The organism is Treponema endosymbiont of Eucomonympha sp. (assembly GCF_001028545.1).
Genome location: NZ_BBPW01000037.1, coordinates 1 through 14,401 on the forward strand (window position 1 = coordinate 1; position 14,401 = coordinate 14,401).

Here is a 14,401-nt window from a genome sequence, read left to right on the forward strand (position 1 = left end):
CACGCTACCGCATTAATAAACAAGCGGTTGTCTTTCGCCACTCCCCCGTGCTTCCCTGCCTGTCCGGGCAGCAGTTCTTTTATCCGTTCCCACGCCTCGTCGCTTATATCGTGCCGGTGAATGCCTTTATTTCCTTTCATGCTCCTATTTTACCTCTTTTCCTTTCTTTAGTCCACACTGCCTAGAGAAAATCCTCCGCGATATGTGCCTGCCCGGCTTCGTGAGGGAAATGGGCGCGTCCGCCCCCGAAGAGGAAGAGGCAAAACGCCGCCTGAAGTGACAGCAGAAAACAACCTGATTCTTTCTTACGAAGAGTTTATGAAACACGCCGCCCGCGCAATAGACCTTTATCAGCGTCGCCGGCACGGCTCATTGCGGGGCAGTCCTTTGGAGGAACTGCAAGACGCCGCCGAGCGGCAAGGATTCAGGCAAGTGTTCTTCTCACCCGGCGACGTCGCCTATCTCTTCTTTGACCGGCAGTTCGTAAAGGTGCAGGGCGACCGCCTGCGCCTGCAGAACCAGTGGTATTCCGGTCCGCCGCTCACGCAGGAAATGGTGCTCGAAAACCGCGGCTCCCTTGTGGGTCTTGACCGCCGCAAGGTAGAGGCGAGATTCGACCCCGACAATCCCGATTCCGGCGCGTTCGCGCTCGACCCGCGCGACGGCAAGCCGATTGTGCTTCGCCGCGTAGAGCGCCCTGAAATGCTCGACGACGGGGCGGCGTCGAAGGCTATGAGAATCAAAAAAGAAAACATGAAAGCGGTGATTGACGCCTACCGCGCCGCCGTAGGGAAGGTGCTTGTGCTTCGGGACGACACGGCGTCCGCCCCTTATCTTGAAGCGCGAAAGCCGCGCCCCCCCCCCCCCGCCCCCGCGGAAGACTCCGCACCGGATTCCGAAGCGGAAAAAACGGCGTTCGAGGCGGCGGTGTCGAGCCGCATAGCCGCCGAAGCGGAAATCAAGCCGAAACACGCGCGGGTGTTCGTGTCAGACCGAGACCGCTACGTGTCGGTGCTGGATTCTCTCCGCATAGGCGCGGTGCTTTCCGCCCGCGACGCGGACTTCAAGGCGAAGTTTGAGGCGTCCATGACCGACGCCGACGCGCTCTACTTTGCCATTTACGCGGCGTTCAACAATTAAAGACAAGGAGTAAAAATGAGCAGGGAACTGCCAATGCCGTTTTGCACCGAAATGGTGCAGGCAATTATTGAAGGGCGCAAAAATATAACTCGCCGAATTAAGTTCAGCGGCGAAGTCGGAGACACCATCTGGGTGCGCGAGACATATGCGCACCGCACCCCGCTGTATTCTGGCAAAAACTGCGGCACAGAAAATTACGTGTACAAAGCGGACGGTTTTTTCGCCCGCCCGTGGAAGAGCGGGCGTTTTATGCCCCGCATAGCGGCGCGGCTTTTTCTTGAAGTTACCGGACTGCGCGCCGAACCGCTGCAAGATATAAGCGAGGCGGACGCAGAACGCGAGGGAATGAAGAAACAAGGGGCGCACGTGTACGACCTGCCCTATACATTCCGCAAGGGTTTTTGTTTCAAGTGGGACGAATTAAACGCGAAACGCGGATACCCGTGGCTGGAAAACCCGCTCGTTACCGTTGTCGAATTCAAAAGGATAAACGCATGAACCTCTCCGCCGCCCTCCGCGCCAACAGCCTCACTATGGGGCAAGCCGCGCGCATTCTCGACGTCGACAAAAGCACGGTCAGCAAGGTCTGCTCCCGCACCTACCACAAATGGGAGGAAAAAGAAACGGAGCTTGTCGACAAACTCGCCTCCCTCGGCTATGACAAATCCGCTTCCGGTTCGCTCTCGGTCAACACGAACGTGCTGGTCAAAACCCGAAGCGTCTCGCTCTTTTTCGACCTCTGCGACGACCTTGCCGACCCAGAATCCTCCCTTTCCTCTTCCCTAGGAATGGCAATAGGCACCGCCGAGCGGGGCAAAACCCACGCGGCTAAGTGGTACGCTTCAGAGAACGAAAGCGCCGCCTACACCCTCTACGTGGACGGCTTCTCGCGGGTGCAATTGCTCCGCAACATTTGCCACGAACTCGCCGGCGTGCGCCCCTTCAGTTTCGGCTCTTGCGTCTCCACCATAGCCGAGGTGTCCAAAGTTTCGCGCCGCCTTATCATCGTCGACGAGGCGGATAAGTGCCCCGTCCCGCTGTTGGAAATGCTTCGCGGAGTGAACGAGTCGTGCGGCGTCCCCGTGGTGCTCGTGGGAGAAGAGCGCCTCAAAGCAAAAATCGACGCCGTGCCGCGCCTGCGCTCCCGCGTCCGAAAACCCCTCTGTGTGTTCGACCCGATTAACCCCGTCGACGTCGCCGTTTACTACAGCGAAGCGCTCGGCGTGAGCCTCGACAAAGCCCTTGCCGAGAACCTCTCGCGCCGGGCAGCGGGCGGCTTCCGTACCGTCGCAAACGATTCCCTCGCGCTTGCAAAAATAGCCCGCGCCTCCGGGCTTTCCGCCATAACCCCCGCTATGCTCCGACCGGCTTGGATAAAACACAGTGAACCAGAAAAGCCGCAATGAGCAGTGCGTTTCTGTCCGCTGGTGTCATGAAGGTGAATGCAGAGACAGGAAAAATGCGAAGTGTGCTGGAAAAACGAACTGAAAACCATCGAGGTAACGAAGCAGGAGAAAAGCATAAGAAGGAAGAAAAGAATGAACGTAAAAAGACAGGAAGAGTGCCTGGCGGCAGGGGCGCGGTACGCGCGGTACAAGTTTGGTCTTCCGCGCTGCGAGACGAAATCGGAAAGCAGGTATGAAACGTTTGCCGCTTTGCTTGAGAGCTTGCAAAGCGAAGTCAAAGAGCTCCGTAAGTTTCTATTATCTACATATAGAAACAAAATCGGTTTACCGTTCAGACCGCGATAAATATGACAATCTCGAAAAAATCTGCTGCGAATGCGGGGATGTAATCAACATGGCTTCCGAAATAGTTGACAAAATTGACGGTATGGTTGGTGAAAACGATGCTTAGAAAAGCGCAGGGCGATATATACCCCTTCGTAACCCACACAACCCTATTAAAGGCAAGTGCCCGCACGGTTGCCGCTACTGCTATGTTGACCGAATTATGCACCGTTTCGGGAAGGAGCAGGGAGCGCCGCACCTCGACGAGTGTGAACTGCGGGTCAATTTGGGTGTTGACAATTACATATTTGTAGGCTCGTCGGTAGACATGTTCGCGGAGAACATAAGAGATATTGATGTTTGCAGAGCGTTGCGCCATGCGGGCGATTCAAAAAACAGATACCTGCTTCAAAGCAAACACCCTGAACGGGCGCTCTTTTTCTTTGACAGTTTTCCTTCAAGCGGCGTTATTTTCGCTACCGCTGCGGAAACGAACCGGCACTATCCCGCTGTCATGGGGAACGCTCCGCCGGTAGCAGAACGGCTGGAGGAACTTGAGAAGTTTCCCACAAAAACGATGGTAACGGTCGAGCCGATTATGGATTTTGATTTGCTCCTTTTTTCAGCGTTGCTGGGCAGTAGCGGAGCTACCCAGTTTAATATCGTCGCCGACAGCGGGCATAACGGCTTGCCAGAACCCAGCGCGGACAAGGTGCGCGAGCTAATCGCGTCTCTCCGCGACAACACGGAGGCGAAAATAGTGCTCAAGAAAAACCTGCGCCGAATCCTGCCGGAGCACCCGCTGTATAAGGAATAAGGCATATGGTGGATAACGAAAGAACCCGCTACATATCCCTAATCCACGCGCAGAAAGCGAGCGCCGGAATCCCCGACGACGTCTACCGCGGAATACTCGAAGCCGCAACGGGGCAAACAAGCGGCTCCGCGCTCGGCGTGCCTGCGCTGCGCAAGATATTTGGCATTTTTAACGGCATTCTTGAGTCGCAAAAAGAAATACGTCTTCCACGCCCCCAAAAGGGCGCACGGGCACTATGGAGGACGCCGTGCGCGCCCGCGCGGCAGCCGTTTTAGGCGCTCACGCCGCCGTGCGCATGGCGGGATTCCTGAAAAAAATAGGGCGCCCGTCGCTCGACAAGTGCAGCCGCAGCGACCTTGCGCGCGTTATGGGATTTCTGTCCCGCGTTGAAAGGCAGAACAATGGCGCGCGGCGAGCTGTTCGACCTCCGCGAGCTTCGCGCCCCGCTCTCTCCTCAAGAACGCGATACGCTCGCCCGCCAGATAATCCGGAGCGCGCGCCTTGGCGCAAAGTTTTTCTACGCGCCCGACGAATGCGCGGGCCTCCTGCGCCTCTCATACGACGAAATCCTTGCAAAATTAAAATGGCTTAAAATCGACTGCATTCTTATTCTGTCAATAATGCGCGTCCCGCGGTGGAGCCTTGCCGGCTACCTAATCGACCCGGGCGACGACGTTGACGCCGCCGTCTACGAATACCTCGATTCGCTCCCGCGTCCGCCAAAACTGAAGCAGTAGGGGGGGGGGGGGGTGATAACAAGTGGGCATTCTAGACGACCGAGAAATAGACATAGAGGAAGCACAAAAATTCCTTTATTCCGACCCGGATATCGACCTGCTGCCGAATCTTCCCTGCAGGCTGAATGCAAAGGACGCGGCGTTTATCCTTTCTGTCTCAGTGCCGACAATCAGGCGCCTCTTTGACAAGAATCTGCTCGCCTCTGACGGCGACGGAAGCACCTCGAAAGATTCCCTCATAGAATTCATAGAGCGGAACTATCAAGCTAAGCGCGTTCACCGGCTGTACCGCGCTTGAGTCGCTCACGCTGGGGGAGGCGCTGCCGACGCTTGGCGCAAATGTGTTTAAGGAAGCCGGAAGAGACAGCGGGGGATTCACCGTCTACGTGCCCACGGCGGAGGCGAAAGACGCGCTGGACGCCGCGATAGAAGACGCCGGCAACAGTTGGTACACGGCGCTCAAAGTTCCCGCCAATATGGGCGAGGGCAAGTTTAACGGAGTGGCGGTAACGCAATAAGGGCGGAACAGGGCGCAAAAGAAAAGGGCGGGAGGCGCCGAAAGGCTTCCCGCCCTGTATGCCTGCGGTCATACCCGTGCGCCGCGGCTGATTCAGCATTTGATAATGCCTGCCGCTTGTTCCGGCACGAGGTGTTCCGTCTGCTCGCGCGTCGCAAGGTTCTTGATAGTCAGGCTGCTGTCGGCTTGCACAAAAATGCCGAACGGTATGCCCTTTTTTTCGGCGTATTCGTATTGCGCCGACATTTTCTTTGCATAGGGGAATACCTCGCAGGATACCCCAATCTGCCGCAGCTTTGCGGCGACAGATTGCTCCTGCGCGGCGCAGGCGGAATCCGTACAGAAGACCAGTGCGTCGAGGAATCCTCCCGTCGGTTCGAGCGCACCGAGCTGTTCGAGCGCCGCAATCAAGCGGTCAAGCCCGACGGACGCACCCACGCCGGGGAACCGCTCCTTCGTGTACAGGCTCGAAAGATTGTCATAGCGTCCGCCCGAACACACCGAGCCGATACCGGGAATACCGTTCAGGAAAGTCTCAAACACCACGCCGGTATAGTAATCCAGCCCGCGCGTAACTGACGGGTCAAGCACGAATGACCCGGCGATTCCTGCGACTTGCATCAATTCACACAGTTCGCGGAGTCGAGCGATTCCCGCCGAATCCGCTCCGGCAAAAGACGCCATATGCGCGAGTGTTTCGTCATATGAGCTGCGGGCGGTAATATAAGAAAGAACCTGTGTGGCATAAGCGTCTGAGCCGGTGATTCCTGCAAGCAGTGCATACACCTCGTTCTGCCCGATTTTCGTCAGCTTATCGACGGCACGGAGAATATCCTCGCTCCGGTCGGAAACGCCGAGTTTGGTCAGGAAGTCGTTGAACGCCCCCCTATGGTTCAGGCGTATCGTCGCGTCAGACGCGCCGATTTGGGCGAGCGCAGCATGCATCAGGCTCAGAATGTCGAAGTCGGCGGACGCGCTTTCGGAGCCGACGAGGTCGAAATCGCACTGCACGAATTCGCGGAACCGCCCTGCCTGCGGTTTTTCGCCGCGCCATACCTTCGCAATATGGTAGCGCTTGAACGGGAAGGTCAGTTCGGCGGCGTGTTCGGCGACGAATCGAGCGAACGGCACGGTCAGGTCGAAACGCAGGGCGACGTCGCGTCCGCCGTTGTCCTGAAAGCGGAACACCTGCTTTTCCGTCTCGCCGTCGCTTTTGCGGAGCAGAATCTCCGCGTATTCGAGCGCGGGGGTGTCTATCGGCACGAAACCGTGGGCGCGGAAGACGGCGGTGAGCTGCTCGATGAGCGAGGCGCGGATGATTTCGGCGGGCGGCAGGTAGTCGCGGAAGCCTTTCAGCACGCGCGGCTGTATGAGTCGTTCCATAGTAGTAAGGGCATACTAGCCGTTTCGGGGCAGAATGACAACGCGGCGCTCGGCAAAACCGAATGCTTGCCCAAACCTGCGTTTCTGTGCTATGAAATACCTTATGAAAAAACGTGCGTTGCTCAGTGTATATGACAAAAATGGCATTGTGGAGCTGGCGTCTTTTCTGCTGAATGCGGGGTGGGAAATCCTTTCGACGGGTGGCACCGCCGCGCACCTGACGCAGAACGGCGTCCGCGTAAGCGACGTGAGCGCGGTAACCGGCTTCCCCGAATGCCTCGACGGTCGGGTAAAGACGCTGCACCCCGCCATTCACGCGGGGCTGCTCGCCCGGCGCAGCGACCCCAGCCACCTAGACACCCTCGAAAAGCTGCATATTCAGCCGATAGATTTGGTCTGCGTCAACCTGTACCCGTTTTTTGAAAAAGCGCAGGCAGGGCTCGCATTCGACGAAACCGTCGAGTTTACCGACATAGGCGGTCCGACGATGCTCCGCTCGGCGGCGAAAAACTTTCAGGACGTCGTCGTGCTGACCGACCCCGCCGATTACCCCGCCGTCATATCCGCGCTCTCCACGGAAAGCGGCGTTCCACCCGCGCTCCGAAGGAAACTTGCCGGCAAGGCATTCAACCTGACGAGCGCCTACGACGCGGCGGTGTCGCGCTTCATGCTGCAGGGCGACGAGTTCCCACCGTATTATGCGGTTTCTATGCGGCTGGCGGCGACGCTCCGGTACGGGGAAAACGCGCACCAAAAAGCGGCGCTATACTATGCCGCGGACGCAAAAGGCGCGGCGGGCGGCATGAAGCAGCTTCAGGGCAAAGAGCTTTCCTATAACAACGTCCGCGACCTCGACATTGCGTGGAAATGCGCGGCGGCTTCGCGCCAAGTCGCGGGCGGGCAGGCATTCGCGGTCGCGCTCAAACACAACTCGCCGTGCGGCGCTGCGGTCGGGGCGACTCCGCTCGAAGCGTACCGAAAAACGTTTGCCTGCGACCCCGTGTCGATTTTCGGCGGGATTGTCGGCATGAGCGCGGCAGTCGACGAGGAAACCGCCCGCGAGATGACGAAGACGTTTCTGGAAGTCGTCGTCGCGCCCGGGTTCACCGAAGGGGCGCTCAAGGCGTTTGCGGAAAAGAAAAACGTCCGCCTGCTCGCCGCGTCGGTCGAGCCGGACGACCGCGAGGAAATCCTCTCGGTGGCGGGCGGAATCCTCGTGCAGACGCGGGATGCGCAGCTTTTCGGTGACTGGAAGGCGGTAACAAAAGCCGTGCCGACCGAAGCGCAGGCGGCGGAAATGCGGCTCGGCGCGGCGGTCGCCGTATACGCAAAGTCGAACGCCGTGCTGGTCGTGAAGGACGGCGCGGTGTGCGGAATCGGGGCGGGGCAGACGAACCGCATTTGGGCGGCGGAACAGGCGCTCTCCCGCGCAAAAGCGTATACCGATGCGGCGGGGTTTCCCGCGGCGGAGGTGCTGGCGAGCGACGCATTCTTCCCGTTCCGCGACTGCGTCGACGCCGCCGCGCGGTACGGAATCAAGGCTATTGTACAGCCCGGCGGTTCGCTCCGCGACGACGAGTCTATTCAGGCTTGCGACGAGCACGGCATTGCAATGGTGTTCACCGGAATCCGGCACTTCAAGCATTAGTTCCGGCGGCACCGTCCGTTCCGCACTATAGGCTTTCGGAGCCACTGAGTGTGCGCGACGGTTCCTTTTTTCGGTAAAACCGGAGTATTCATGCTCTATCATCTTGCCGGATTGCTGCTCCCGTATTTCGGACCGGCGCGGCTCTTGCGCTCCAACGCGGTGCTCAGCGTCGTCGGCATTTATGCGGGCTTTTTTTTGACGGCGTTTCTGCTCCCCAAGTGCTACCGCTTTTTGCCCCGCGACCGCGGGCGCGAATTCACGCCGACCCCGCAGGCGTCGAAAGGGAAGCCGACCGGCGCGGGCGCGGCATTCGTCACCCTGTTCGTGCTGCTCCTATTTCTGCTCGCCCCGCTCTCGCCGTTTCACGGGTGCATATTGTCGCTGACGTGGCTCACCATGCTGACGGGGTTTTTGGACGACCGGAGCGAGCGCGGCTGGAGCGAATACCGGAAGGGGGCCTTCGACCTGCTGCTGGCGCTGGCGGGAGCGTGCGTCTTGTACGCGTTCCTGCGCGCGGAAAGCGCGGACGGCGCGCTGCATTTCTGGCTGCCGTTCGTTGCAAAGCCGGTAGAGGTGCCGCCCGCCGCGTACATTCCGCTTGCGGCGATACTGCTGTGGGCGTCCATAAACGCCACGAACTGCACCGACGGCGTCGACGGGCTGTCGGGGACGCTCGTGGTTATCGCGCTCGTTACTATGGGCGTCATCTTCTATTTCATTCTGGGGCACCAGAATATAGCCGCGTACCTCTTGGTTCCGCACCTGAGGGACGGCGCGGCGTGGGGAATCATGTCATTCGCGCTGGCGGGCGTGCTTATGGGGTATCTGTGGCACAACGCGTTCCCCAGCGCGGTGCTCATGGGCGACGCCGGAAGCCGCGCAATAGGCTTTTTTACCGGCGCGTGCATAATGGCGTCGGGCAACCCGTTTCTGATTCTCGCCACGTCGTCCATAATCTTTCTGAACGGCGGCATGGGGCTGGTCAAACTGTTTCTGCTGCGTTTCTGCAAGGTGCGGATTCTGTCCTCCGTCCGTTTCCCGCTGCACGACCACCTGCGCTACCGCCGCGGCTGGTCGGCGACGCAGGTGCTGATTAAGTTCGTCATCATGCAGGTGCTGGTTTCGTTCTTTATACTCGGCGTATTCTTCAAGGTGCGCTGAACGTTATCCGTGCGGCGCGCGGGCAAGGACAGAGTCTCTTGAAAAGAACCCGGCAGAGAGGCAGCGCACAAAGCTGCGGGCGTGGATTCGCCTAATCATGTTCTAAAAGGTATACCTTTTATGCTTAAAGGTGTACCTTCTGTGTTAAAAGGTATACCTTCTGAAGCAAAAAGAGTACCTTTTGAAGTAAAAGGTATACCTTCTATGTTGAAAGGTATACCTTCCGAGTTAAAAGGTGTACCTTCTGAAGCAAAAAGAGTACCTTTTAGAGTGAAAGGTACACCTTCTATGGCAAAAGGTATACCTTTTGAAGCAAAATCGCCCGATTACGCGCCGCGCTTGGGCATAAAAAAAGCGGCGGGAACCGTGCCTGCCGCCGCCTTTCTGCAAAAAAACGTTTGACAAATATGCTGGATATGTTTTATGCTGTCATAAAAGGCTGCGGGGACAGACGTCCTCCGCGGCGGCGCAAACCTTTCACGTTACGCGGCATTTGGTTTGAACGGCGCTGACAAATATGCATATATACTATACGAAAAAAAGAATGACAAAGAAAATAGTATCTATAACTGCTTATAATGAACAGCGTTTGCTTCTAACGTGTCAAACGATGCAAACACCGAGTTTTCATGATACTGCATAGTCTCACGTGACTCATTCCAATTAATGCCAAAAAGTTCGTGCAGGGGACGCTCCGCTTTCAATTTTCTGTTCCGCCGCCTTGCGTATCTCCAGCAAGCGCGCGGATTCTTGGCGCAAAGCAAAACTTTCGGTTACAAGTGCAACGACTTGCTTAATCTCATCGATTCGCCAGTAGCTTACTGTTTGCGGTGAGAATATCAATATCGGCATATTGAAAGTCTGCATCGTTTGTAAGTAATACAAATTGATTTTTTTTACAGATGGACATTATAAGTTTGTCGTTAAAATCAAGCGAATCCACGTGCAACATATCGTGTACTTCGTTTTTGTGGAATGATTTATCGCAAATCTCAAAGTGAGGAAAAATGGTATTGATAATAATGCTATATATATCTGTTAGGACGGATTGACCATCGGGAGAATCACGGTAGACTTTGAATTTCAAAGGAATACCGGTACTACGCTGATAGTTTTCATATTCAATTCGAAGTACACGATTTATAGTTTCGGATAAACCTGTCGTGTTGATTACAAGACAATTACCTTGAGTTAACAACGTATGTAATATTTTACTGTATTGTTGCATCCAGTGTTGCCCTGACAGTATTGGCCAAAAAATGTAGATAAGCACATTCGCGTCAAAAAAGACTGGTTTTCCAACGAGGGCGGTAATATCAGATTGTCTGTAACGTTTTGCCATATTACTCTCCCAAAATTTCTTTGATTGACTGCTCCATGCGTGAAGTATCTTTGTAGTAGAGTTTCGCATTTTTTACCACACGCTCCAGCAGAACTGCATCATCAGGGGGCAAATCCTTGACTTCAATCAGTGCTTTTATGTCATCTTCAGAAAAATCTTTGTACAACTGCCCAATGGCAGTATTCAAAAATGCCGATGTGAGCATTTGCACATTCAGAAAGGAAAGAATAATCTTTTTCTTTTGAGCAAGTAGTAATTTGAGTTTTTCGCATACCTTGTCGCCATCATCGGCTTCTACACAGGTCTCATTGCCCACTATTTGGTATACACTGACGGTCATTTTGTCCATAATCACACTCCTAGAATATACTATTATGTTTTGCTTCATTTGACAAGCAGTAAGAATGGTCATCATCGGTGCGAAATTGCATATTGATGATAGTGCCGGGGAACGGCGCTGTAAAAACTTTTAAAGTTTCGCCTTCATTGTCTACTTGATAAAATCCGTCATCACTGACTATTTGCAGTTTTCCACCGTTTAATTTTATAAATTCTTGTAAAATTGCCAATCCGATACCGCCGGGTATATCTTTTTTAGTCGTATGCCCATCTTGCAGTGCCCATTTGATTGCTTGGACTGAAGTAGCTGTAGTGGAGAATCGATCATTAATCTTCTTTTTGAACCCTATGCCCATGTCCACAATAGCGAATTCAATTTTTCCTTTTGTCGGAAAAAACTGACCACAGGTATAGATGTAATCGGTACCGCTATGGATCTGCGCGTTCACAAATATCTCGTGAATAGATTCGGCGATTTTCTTTTTTAGCAAATCAGTCATCGGAGGCAAGTCTTTTTGCATTAATAATTCAGTCAGCACGTAATTGTGAAAATAGCGACTTTCTTGTAGTTTTAGTTTTAAGTATGGAATAGCGGTATGATAAGTATCGTATGTTTTTTGATAGCCATAATTGGCTAAAAAACCGTTTTTCTGCAAAATAGAAATAATCTGTTTATTCGGTGAATCAACGGTGATGGCATTTAACGCTGCCGCTTGGTCAAGAATACCGCCAAGAGCGGCGCTCATGTTTGCCGAAAACCATGTTTCAAGCGCAATGTGAACATCGTCAAACAGGCACTGTGAAAGCGCATGATGCAAATCAATAAGCTTCTGATAGCTTTCCTGTGTAGTACTGATGCTACATAATGTAAAGTCATCCATGGTGTTGCCTTGCTTTCAATTTTCTGTTCCGCCGCCTTTGCCTGCTTCAGTAAGCGCTCGGATTCTTGGCGCAGTTGAAAACTCTCAGTGATAAGTGCGGCGATTTGCTGTTGGATTTCGTAGGCAATTATTACGGCGACTTAAATGGATTAGTTATTTTTATCCCTCTTATAATTTGCCCGTCATTTAAATCTTCTGATATGATTGTTGAACAATTTGCAAATTCGGCTGCAGCAACGATTAGTCCGTCCCAAAAAGAAATTTGCGCCGAAATGCTTATATCTATTCCTTGCTCTATCAATTCTGGTATCACCTGCACAACTACCATATAACACAAATCGTGTACAATGCCCTTTGCTAAAAATCTATCTATTTTTACCTTCTTGGTGCTTGCATTGTAAAATTCTTGTATAACTTGCGTTGAAATAACAGGGGTTTTATTTGTAATAATGTCGGCTACAAGTGATTTTGCTTTTTTCTGCTTATCCGGATTATTGTTATCAACAGTATACACAAAAATATTGCTATCAATGAAAACCCTATCTGCGCTCATGTATTTCATCCCGCGTCCATTTTTGACCGTCCGAGGAGCCTGTTGATTTATCTATAAGACTGAACAAGTGTTCCGCCCAGTCATTAGAAGCGGTTTTAACCTCACGCTGAATTAATTGCGCAACAAATATATCAAAAGACAAATTCCGTTTTTGGGCACATTGTCTACCAAGAGTGAGTGTTTGTTCGTCCATTACCATTGTCACATTTCGCATAATACCAATCCTCATTAAATAATATAACACAAGCATGGGAATCAGTCAAACAAAAAACACATGCAGTGAAATTCTACAAGCATTCGGATTCTCTTTCAATTTCTTGCTCCACCGCCGCCTTTGCCTGCTCCAGTAAGCGCTCGGATTCCTCCCGCAGCCGGAAACTCTCAGCGATAAGTGCGGCGATTTGTTGCTGAATATCGTAGGCAATAATAGGAATAACCACTTGCTTAATCTCGTCAATTCGCCAATGCAAAATAATAGAGCCGCCTGCATCGCGTTCTGCGAGATGTTTAACAAGAGTGGTGTTTAGTACCAAAGTTAGGTATCCCGGTAATACTTTTTTGGTATCTTTGACCGTCAAATGCAAAAGCGCGCCCGATGTTATTGCCCGCATATCTTCTCGGAGCATATACGCAGTACCGACGCTTCCATCTTTTGAAAATAAAATTGTTCCCTTTTGGGGATAAAGCGTTTTTAGCAACTCTGCATTTTCTTTACAAAATTTCTCCGATAGGAATATATCAGGTGACGAAATGCCGAATTGATTATAATCCGCAACACGCACAAAGGGTATGCCGGTATCCGAATATGCATTTGAACCCGGCTCAATAGATTTTTTAATAGTAACCAAATCACCAAGTAAATCATAGTGCTGTGCTTTAACTTTAGCGATTATATCCTCATATTTCCTCTGGTAATACTCCGCGTCCAGTCTGCCCGTTGCCCCGAACGATTCTTTGAATGACTTTATGTTGCATTTTTCGGAAGAAGGCGCAAAATCCTGCAAGCCGATTTCCTGCAACAGGAGGGATTCGGCTTGACGGTAGAGGGATTGGGAGTGATCAGACAATTCTTTCGATTTTAATATCATTGATTGAATATCGAATTGAAATGATTGGGGCAATATTGGAATAAGAAAATTTCTAATTACTTCATAATCTAAAGCAGGTCGCGTTACTCCAACAATATTTTTATCCGATTGTAGTTTTCCTTGTTTTGAATTTAAAAAAGTAGACAGGAAATATGGATTTATGTTAGAGTTCAGAGTAATTTTAACAGAATGTTGGTTAATATTTGCTCCAACTAATGATAATGGAACAACTGTGCTTTTCCCGTATGATCCAGTTATTGTTAATAATACATCATTTTCTTCTAATCTGCTCCTTTTTATTTCCTCGTCTTGCTTTTGCGAAATATATACCACGTCATCAAGATTGAAATAATTTTGCATAATGTTTTGAACACGCAAAAAAGAGATTTCCTCATTTTCCTGATATTCCGCACCTAAAGGAGTTGCTCCACCACTCATATATTTAATTGCATTGTTTAGTCTTATATAGCCACTTGGAAAAGATTTTAAATTTTGAATATTCAATAAATATTCTTTTTTCAAATATTCACTATCAAATCTAAATGTTTGATTTTCAGATTTCAGTTCATTTAAACTAATTTCTGCTATTTCCAGCCCTTCCAATAAAGCCTTGTATGTAGCTTCATCAAAAGGGCTATTCAAAAAAAACTGAGTTTTTCCTTTTTGGCAAACTCACTGAACGCTTCGGCAATGCCGTCTTTGGTAAGTCCGTCATGGTTAAACAGGTCGTGCTTCACGATTAAGTGCCCGTGTGTGTCGAGTGTAAATGAACCGTCAGCATTCTTGCAGTAAATCTTATCCCCGCTGCTGTCTTTGCTCGGTTCCTGCATCGTGGCAAAAAAGATATTGTAGTCGTCAGATTTTGGACAAAGCGCGCCCGCTTTGGGGTTATCATTCCACTTTTGCACAAACAGCACGCTCGTTTTGGTGCCGGTATGCGGCTTAAACACGTTGCCGTGCAAGCCCACGACAGCGTTCGGCGATAAACTCTCGGATTGCTTTGTCGCTTGAGTTATTGAACCGTCCTTGCGGCAGCACTATCGCCATGCGTCCGCCGGGTTTTAG

General features: G+C 51.9%; 20 protein-coding genes. 12 read left to right on the top strand and 8 right to left on the bottom strand.

The window, feature by feature from the left end:
- The first annotated feature begins 276 nt into the window (after positions 1-276).
- The 9 genes from AWU74_RS02975 (at position 277) to AWU74_RS11470 (ending at position 4,942) form a co-directional block, all read left to right on the top strand.
- The gene (locus tag AWU74_RS02975) at positions 277-1,140 is read left to right on the top strand and encodes a Mu transposase C-terminal domain-containing protein (protein ID WP_062327411.1); all 864 of its coding nucleotides are present in this window, start codon (positions 277-279) and stop codon (positions 1,138-1,140) included.
- Positions 1,141-1,155: 15 nt separating this feature from the next.
- The gene (locus AWU74_RS02980; protein ID WP_062327413.1) at positions 1,156-1,638 is read left to right on the top strand and encodes a hypothetical protein; all 483 of its coding nucleotides are present in this window, start codon (positions 1,156-1,158) and stop codon (positions 1,636-1,638) included.
- Positions 1,635-2,546, top strand: a complete 912-nt coding sequence (locus tag AWU74_RS02985; RefSeq protein WP_238580144.1) for an AAA family ATPase — start codon at positions 1,635-1,637, stop codon at positions 2,544-2,546. The genes AWU74_RS02980 and AWU74_RS02985 overlap by 4 nt, the downstream gene beginning before the upstream one ends.
- Positions 2,547-2,572: 26 nt before the next feature.
- Positions 2,573-2,782: a hypothetical protein gene (locus tag AWU74_RS10070; protein WP_187150805.1), complete on the top strand. Its 210-nt coding sequence runs from the start codon at positions 2,573-2,575 to the stop codon at positions 2,780-2,782.
- Positions 2,783-3,093: 311 nt separating this feature from the next.
- Positions 3,094-3,687 (top strand): glycosyltransferase family protein, encoded by a 594-nt coding sequence (locus AWU74_RS03000; protein ID WP_162504718.1) that lies wholly within the window; start codon positions 3,094-3,096, stop codon positions 3,685-3,687.
- A gap of 5 nt (positions 3,688-3,692) precedes the next feature.
- On the top strand, positions 3,693-3,962 hold the full coding sequence (locus tag AWU74_RS03005; protein WP_062327421.1) for a hypothetical protein: 270 nt from the start codon (positions 3,693-3,695) through the stop codon (positions 3,960-3,962).
- A 126-nt stretch (positions 3,963-4,088) separates the two neighbouring features.
- Positions 4,089-4,424, top strand: a complete 336-nt coding sequence (locus AWU74_RS03010) for a hypothetical protein (protein ID WP_062327425.1) — start codon at positions 4,089-4,091, stop codon at positions 4,422-4,424.
- 22 nt (positions 4,425-4,446) lie between these two features.
- Positions 4,447-4,722, top strand: coding sequence for a helix-turn-helix domain-containing protein (locus AWU74_RS03015; protein ID WP_062327428.1), 276 nt, complete (start codon positions 4,447-4,449; stop codon positions 4,720-4,722).
- A 43-nt stretch (positions 4,723-4,765) separates the two neighbouring features.
- A complete protein-coding gene (locus AWU74_RS11470) occupies positions 4,766-4,942 on the top strand; it encodes a hypothetical protein (protein ID WP_187150806.1) in 177 nt (58 codons plus the stop codon).
- A gap of 92 nt (positions 4,943-5,034) precedes the next feature.
- On the opposite strand, the gene hisS is transcribed toward AWU74_RS11470, so the two are convergent.
- On the bottom strand, positions 5,035-6,324 hold the full coding sequence (gene hisS, locus AWU74_RS03020; RefSeq protein WP_062327431.1) for a histidine--tRNA ligase: 1,290 nt from the start codon (positions 6,322-6,324) through the stop codon (positions 5,035-5,037).
- A gap of 103 nt (positions 6,325-6,427) precedes the next feature.
- Between hisS and purH the strand changes: the two genes are divergently transcribed.
- From purH to AWU74_RS10075, 3 genes are all read left to right on the top strand, one after another.
- Positions 6,428-7,972: a bifunctional phosphoribosylaminoimidazolecarboxamide formyltransferase/IMP cyclohydrolase gene (gene purH, locus AWU74_RS03025; protein WP_062327452.1), complete on the top strand. Its 1,545-nt coding sequence runs from the start codon at positions 6,428-6,430 to the stop codon at positions 7,970-7,972.
- A 90-nt stretch (positions 7,973-8,062) separates the two neighbouring features.
- Positions 8,063-9,133, top strand: coding sequence for an MraY family glycosyltransferase (locus AWU74_RS03030; protein WP_062327433.1), 1,071 nt, complete (start codon positions 8,063-8,065; stop codon positions 9,131-9,133).
- 81 nt (positions 9,134-9,214) lie between these two features.
- Positions 9,215-9,535, top strand: coding sequence for a hypothetical protein (locus tag AWU74_RS10075; RefSeq protein WP_162504719.1), 321 nt, complete (start codon positions 9,215-9,217; stop codon positions 9,533-9,535).
- A gap of 397 nt (positions 9,536-9,932) precedes the next feature.
- On the opposite strand, the gene AWU74_RS03035 is transcribed toward AWU74_RS10075, so the two are convergent.
- The 7 genes from AWU74_RS03035 to AWU74_RS03060 all read right to left on the bottom strand — a co-directional run bounded on the left by AWU74_RS03035 (position 9,933) and on the right by AWU74_RS03060 (position 14,286).
- Positions 9,933-10,475 (bottom strand): DUF5615 family PIN-like protein, encoded by a 543-nt coding sequence (locus AWU74_RS03035; protein ID WP_062327437.1) that lies wholly within the window; start codon positions 10,473-10,475, stop codon positions 9,933-9,935.
- Between the two features lies 1 nt (position 10,476).
- Positions 10,477-10,824, bottom strand: coding sequence for an STAS-like domain-containing protein (locus tag AWU74_RS03040; RefSeq protein WP_062327439.1), 348 nt, complete (start codon positions 10,822-10,824; stop codon positions 10,477-10,479).
- Positions 10,825-10,834: 10 nt separating this feature from the next.
- Entirely contained in the window at positions 10,835-11,695 is an 861-nt protein-coding gene (locus AWU74_RS03045) for an ATP-binding protein (RefSeq protein ID WP_062327443.1), read from the bottom strand.
- A gap of 130 nt (positions 11,696-11,825) precedes the next feature.
- Complete coding sequence (locus tag AWU74_RS03050; protein WP_062327445.1) at positions 11,826-12,257, bottom strand: PIN domain-containing protein; 432 nt, start codon at positions 12,255-12,257, stop codon at positions 11,826-11,828.
- The gene (locus AWU74_RS11475; RefSeq protein ID WP_187150807.1) at positions 12,235-12,447 is read right to left on the bottom strand and encodes a hypothetical protein; all 213 of its coding nucleotides are present in this window, start codon (positions 12,445-12,447) and stop codon (positions 12,235-12,237) included. The genes AWU74_RS03050 and AWU74_RS11475 overlap by 23 nt, the downstream gene beginning before the upstream one ends.
- An 88-nt stretch (positions 12,448-12,535) precedes the next feature.
- Positions 12,536-13,978, bottom strand: a complete 1,443-nt coding sequence (locus AWU74_RS03055; protein WP_202966397.1) for a restriction endonuclease subunit S — start codon at positions 13,976-13,978, stop codon at positions 12,536-12,538.
- Positions 13,975-14,286, bottom strand: coding sequence for a hypothetical protein (locus AWU74_RS03060; RefSeq protein ID WP_238580146.1), 312 nt, complete (start codon positions 14,284-14,286; stop codon positions 13,975-13,977). The genes AWU74_RS03055 and AWU74_RS03060 overlap by 4 nt, the downstream gene beginning before the upstream one ends.
- Between the last annotated feature and the right edge of the window lie 115 nt (positions 14,287-14,401).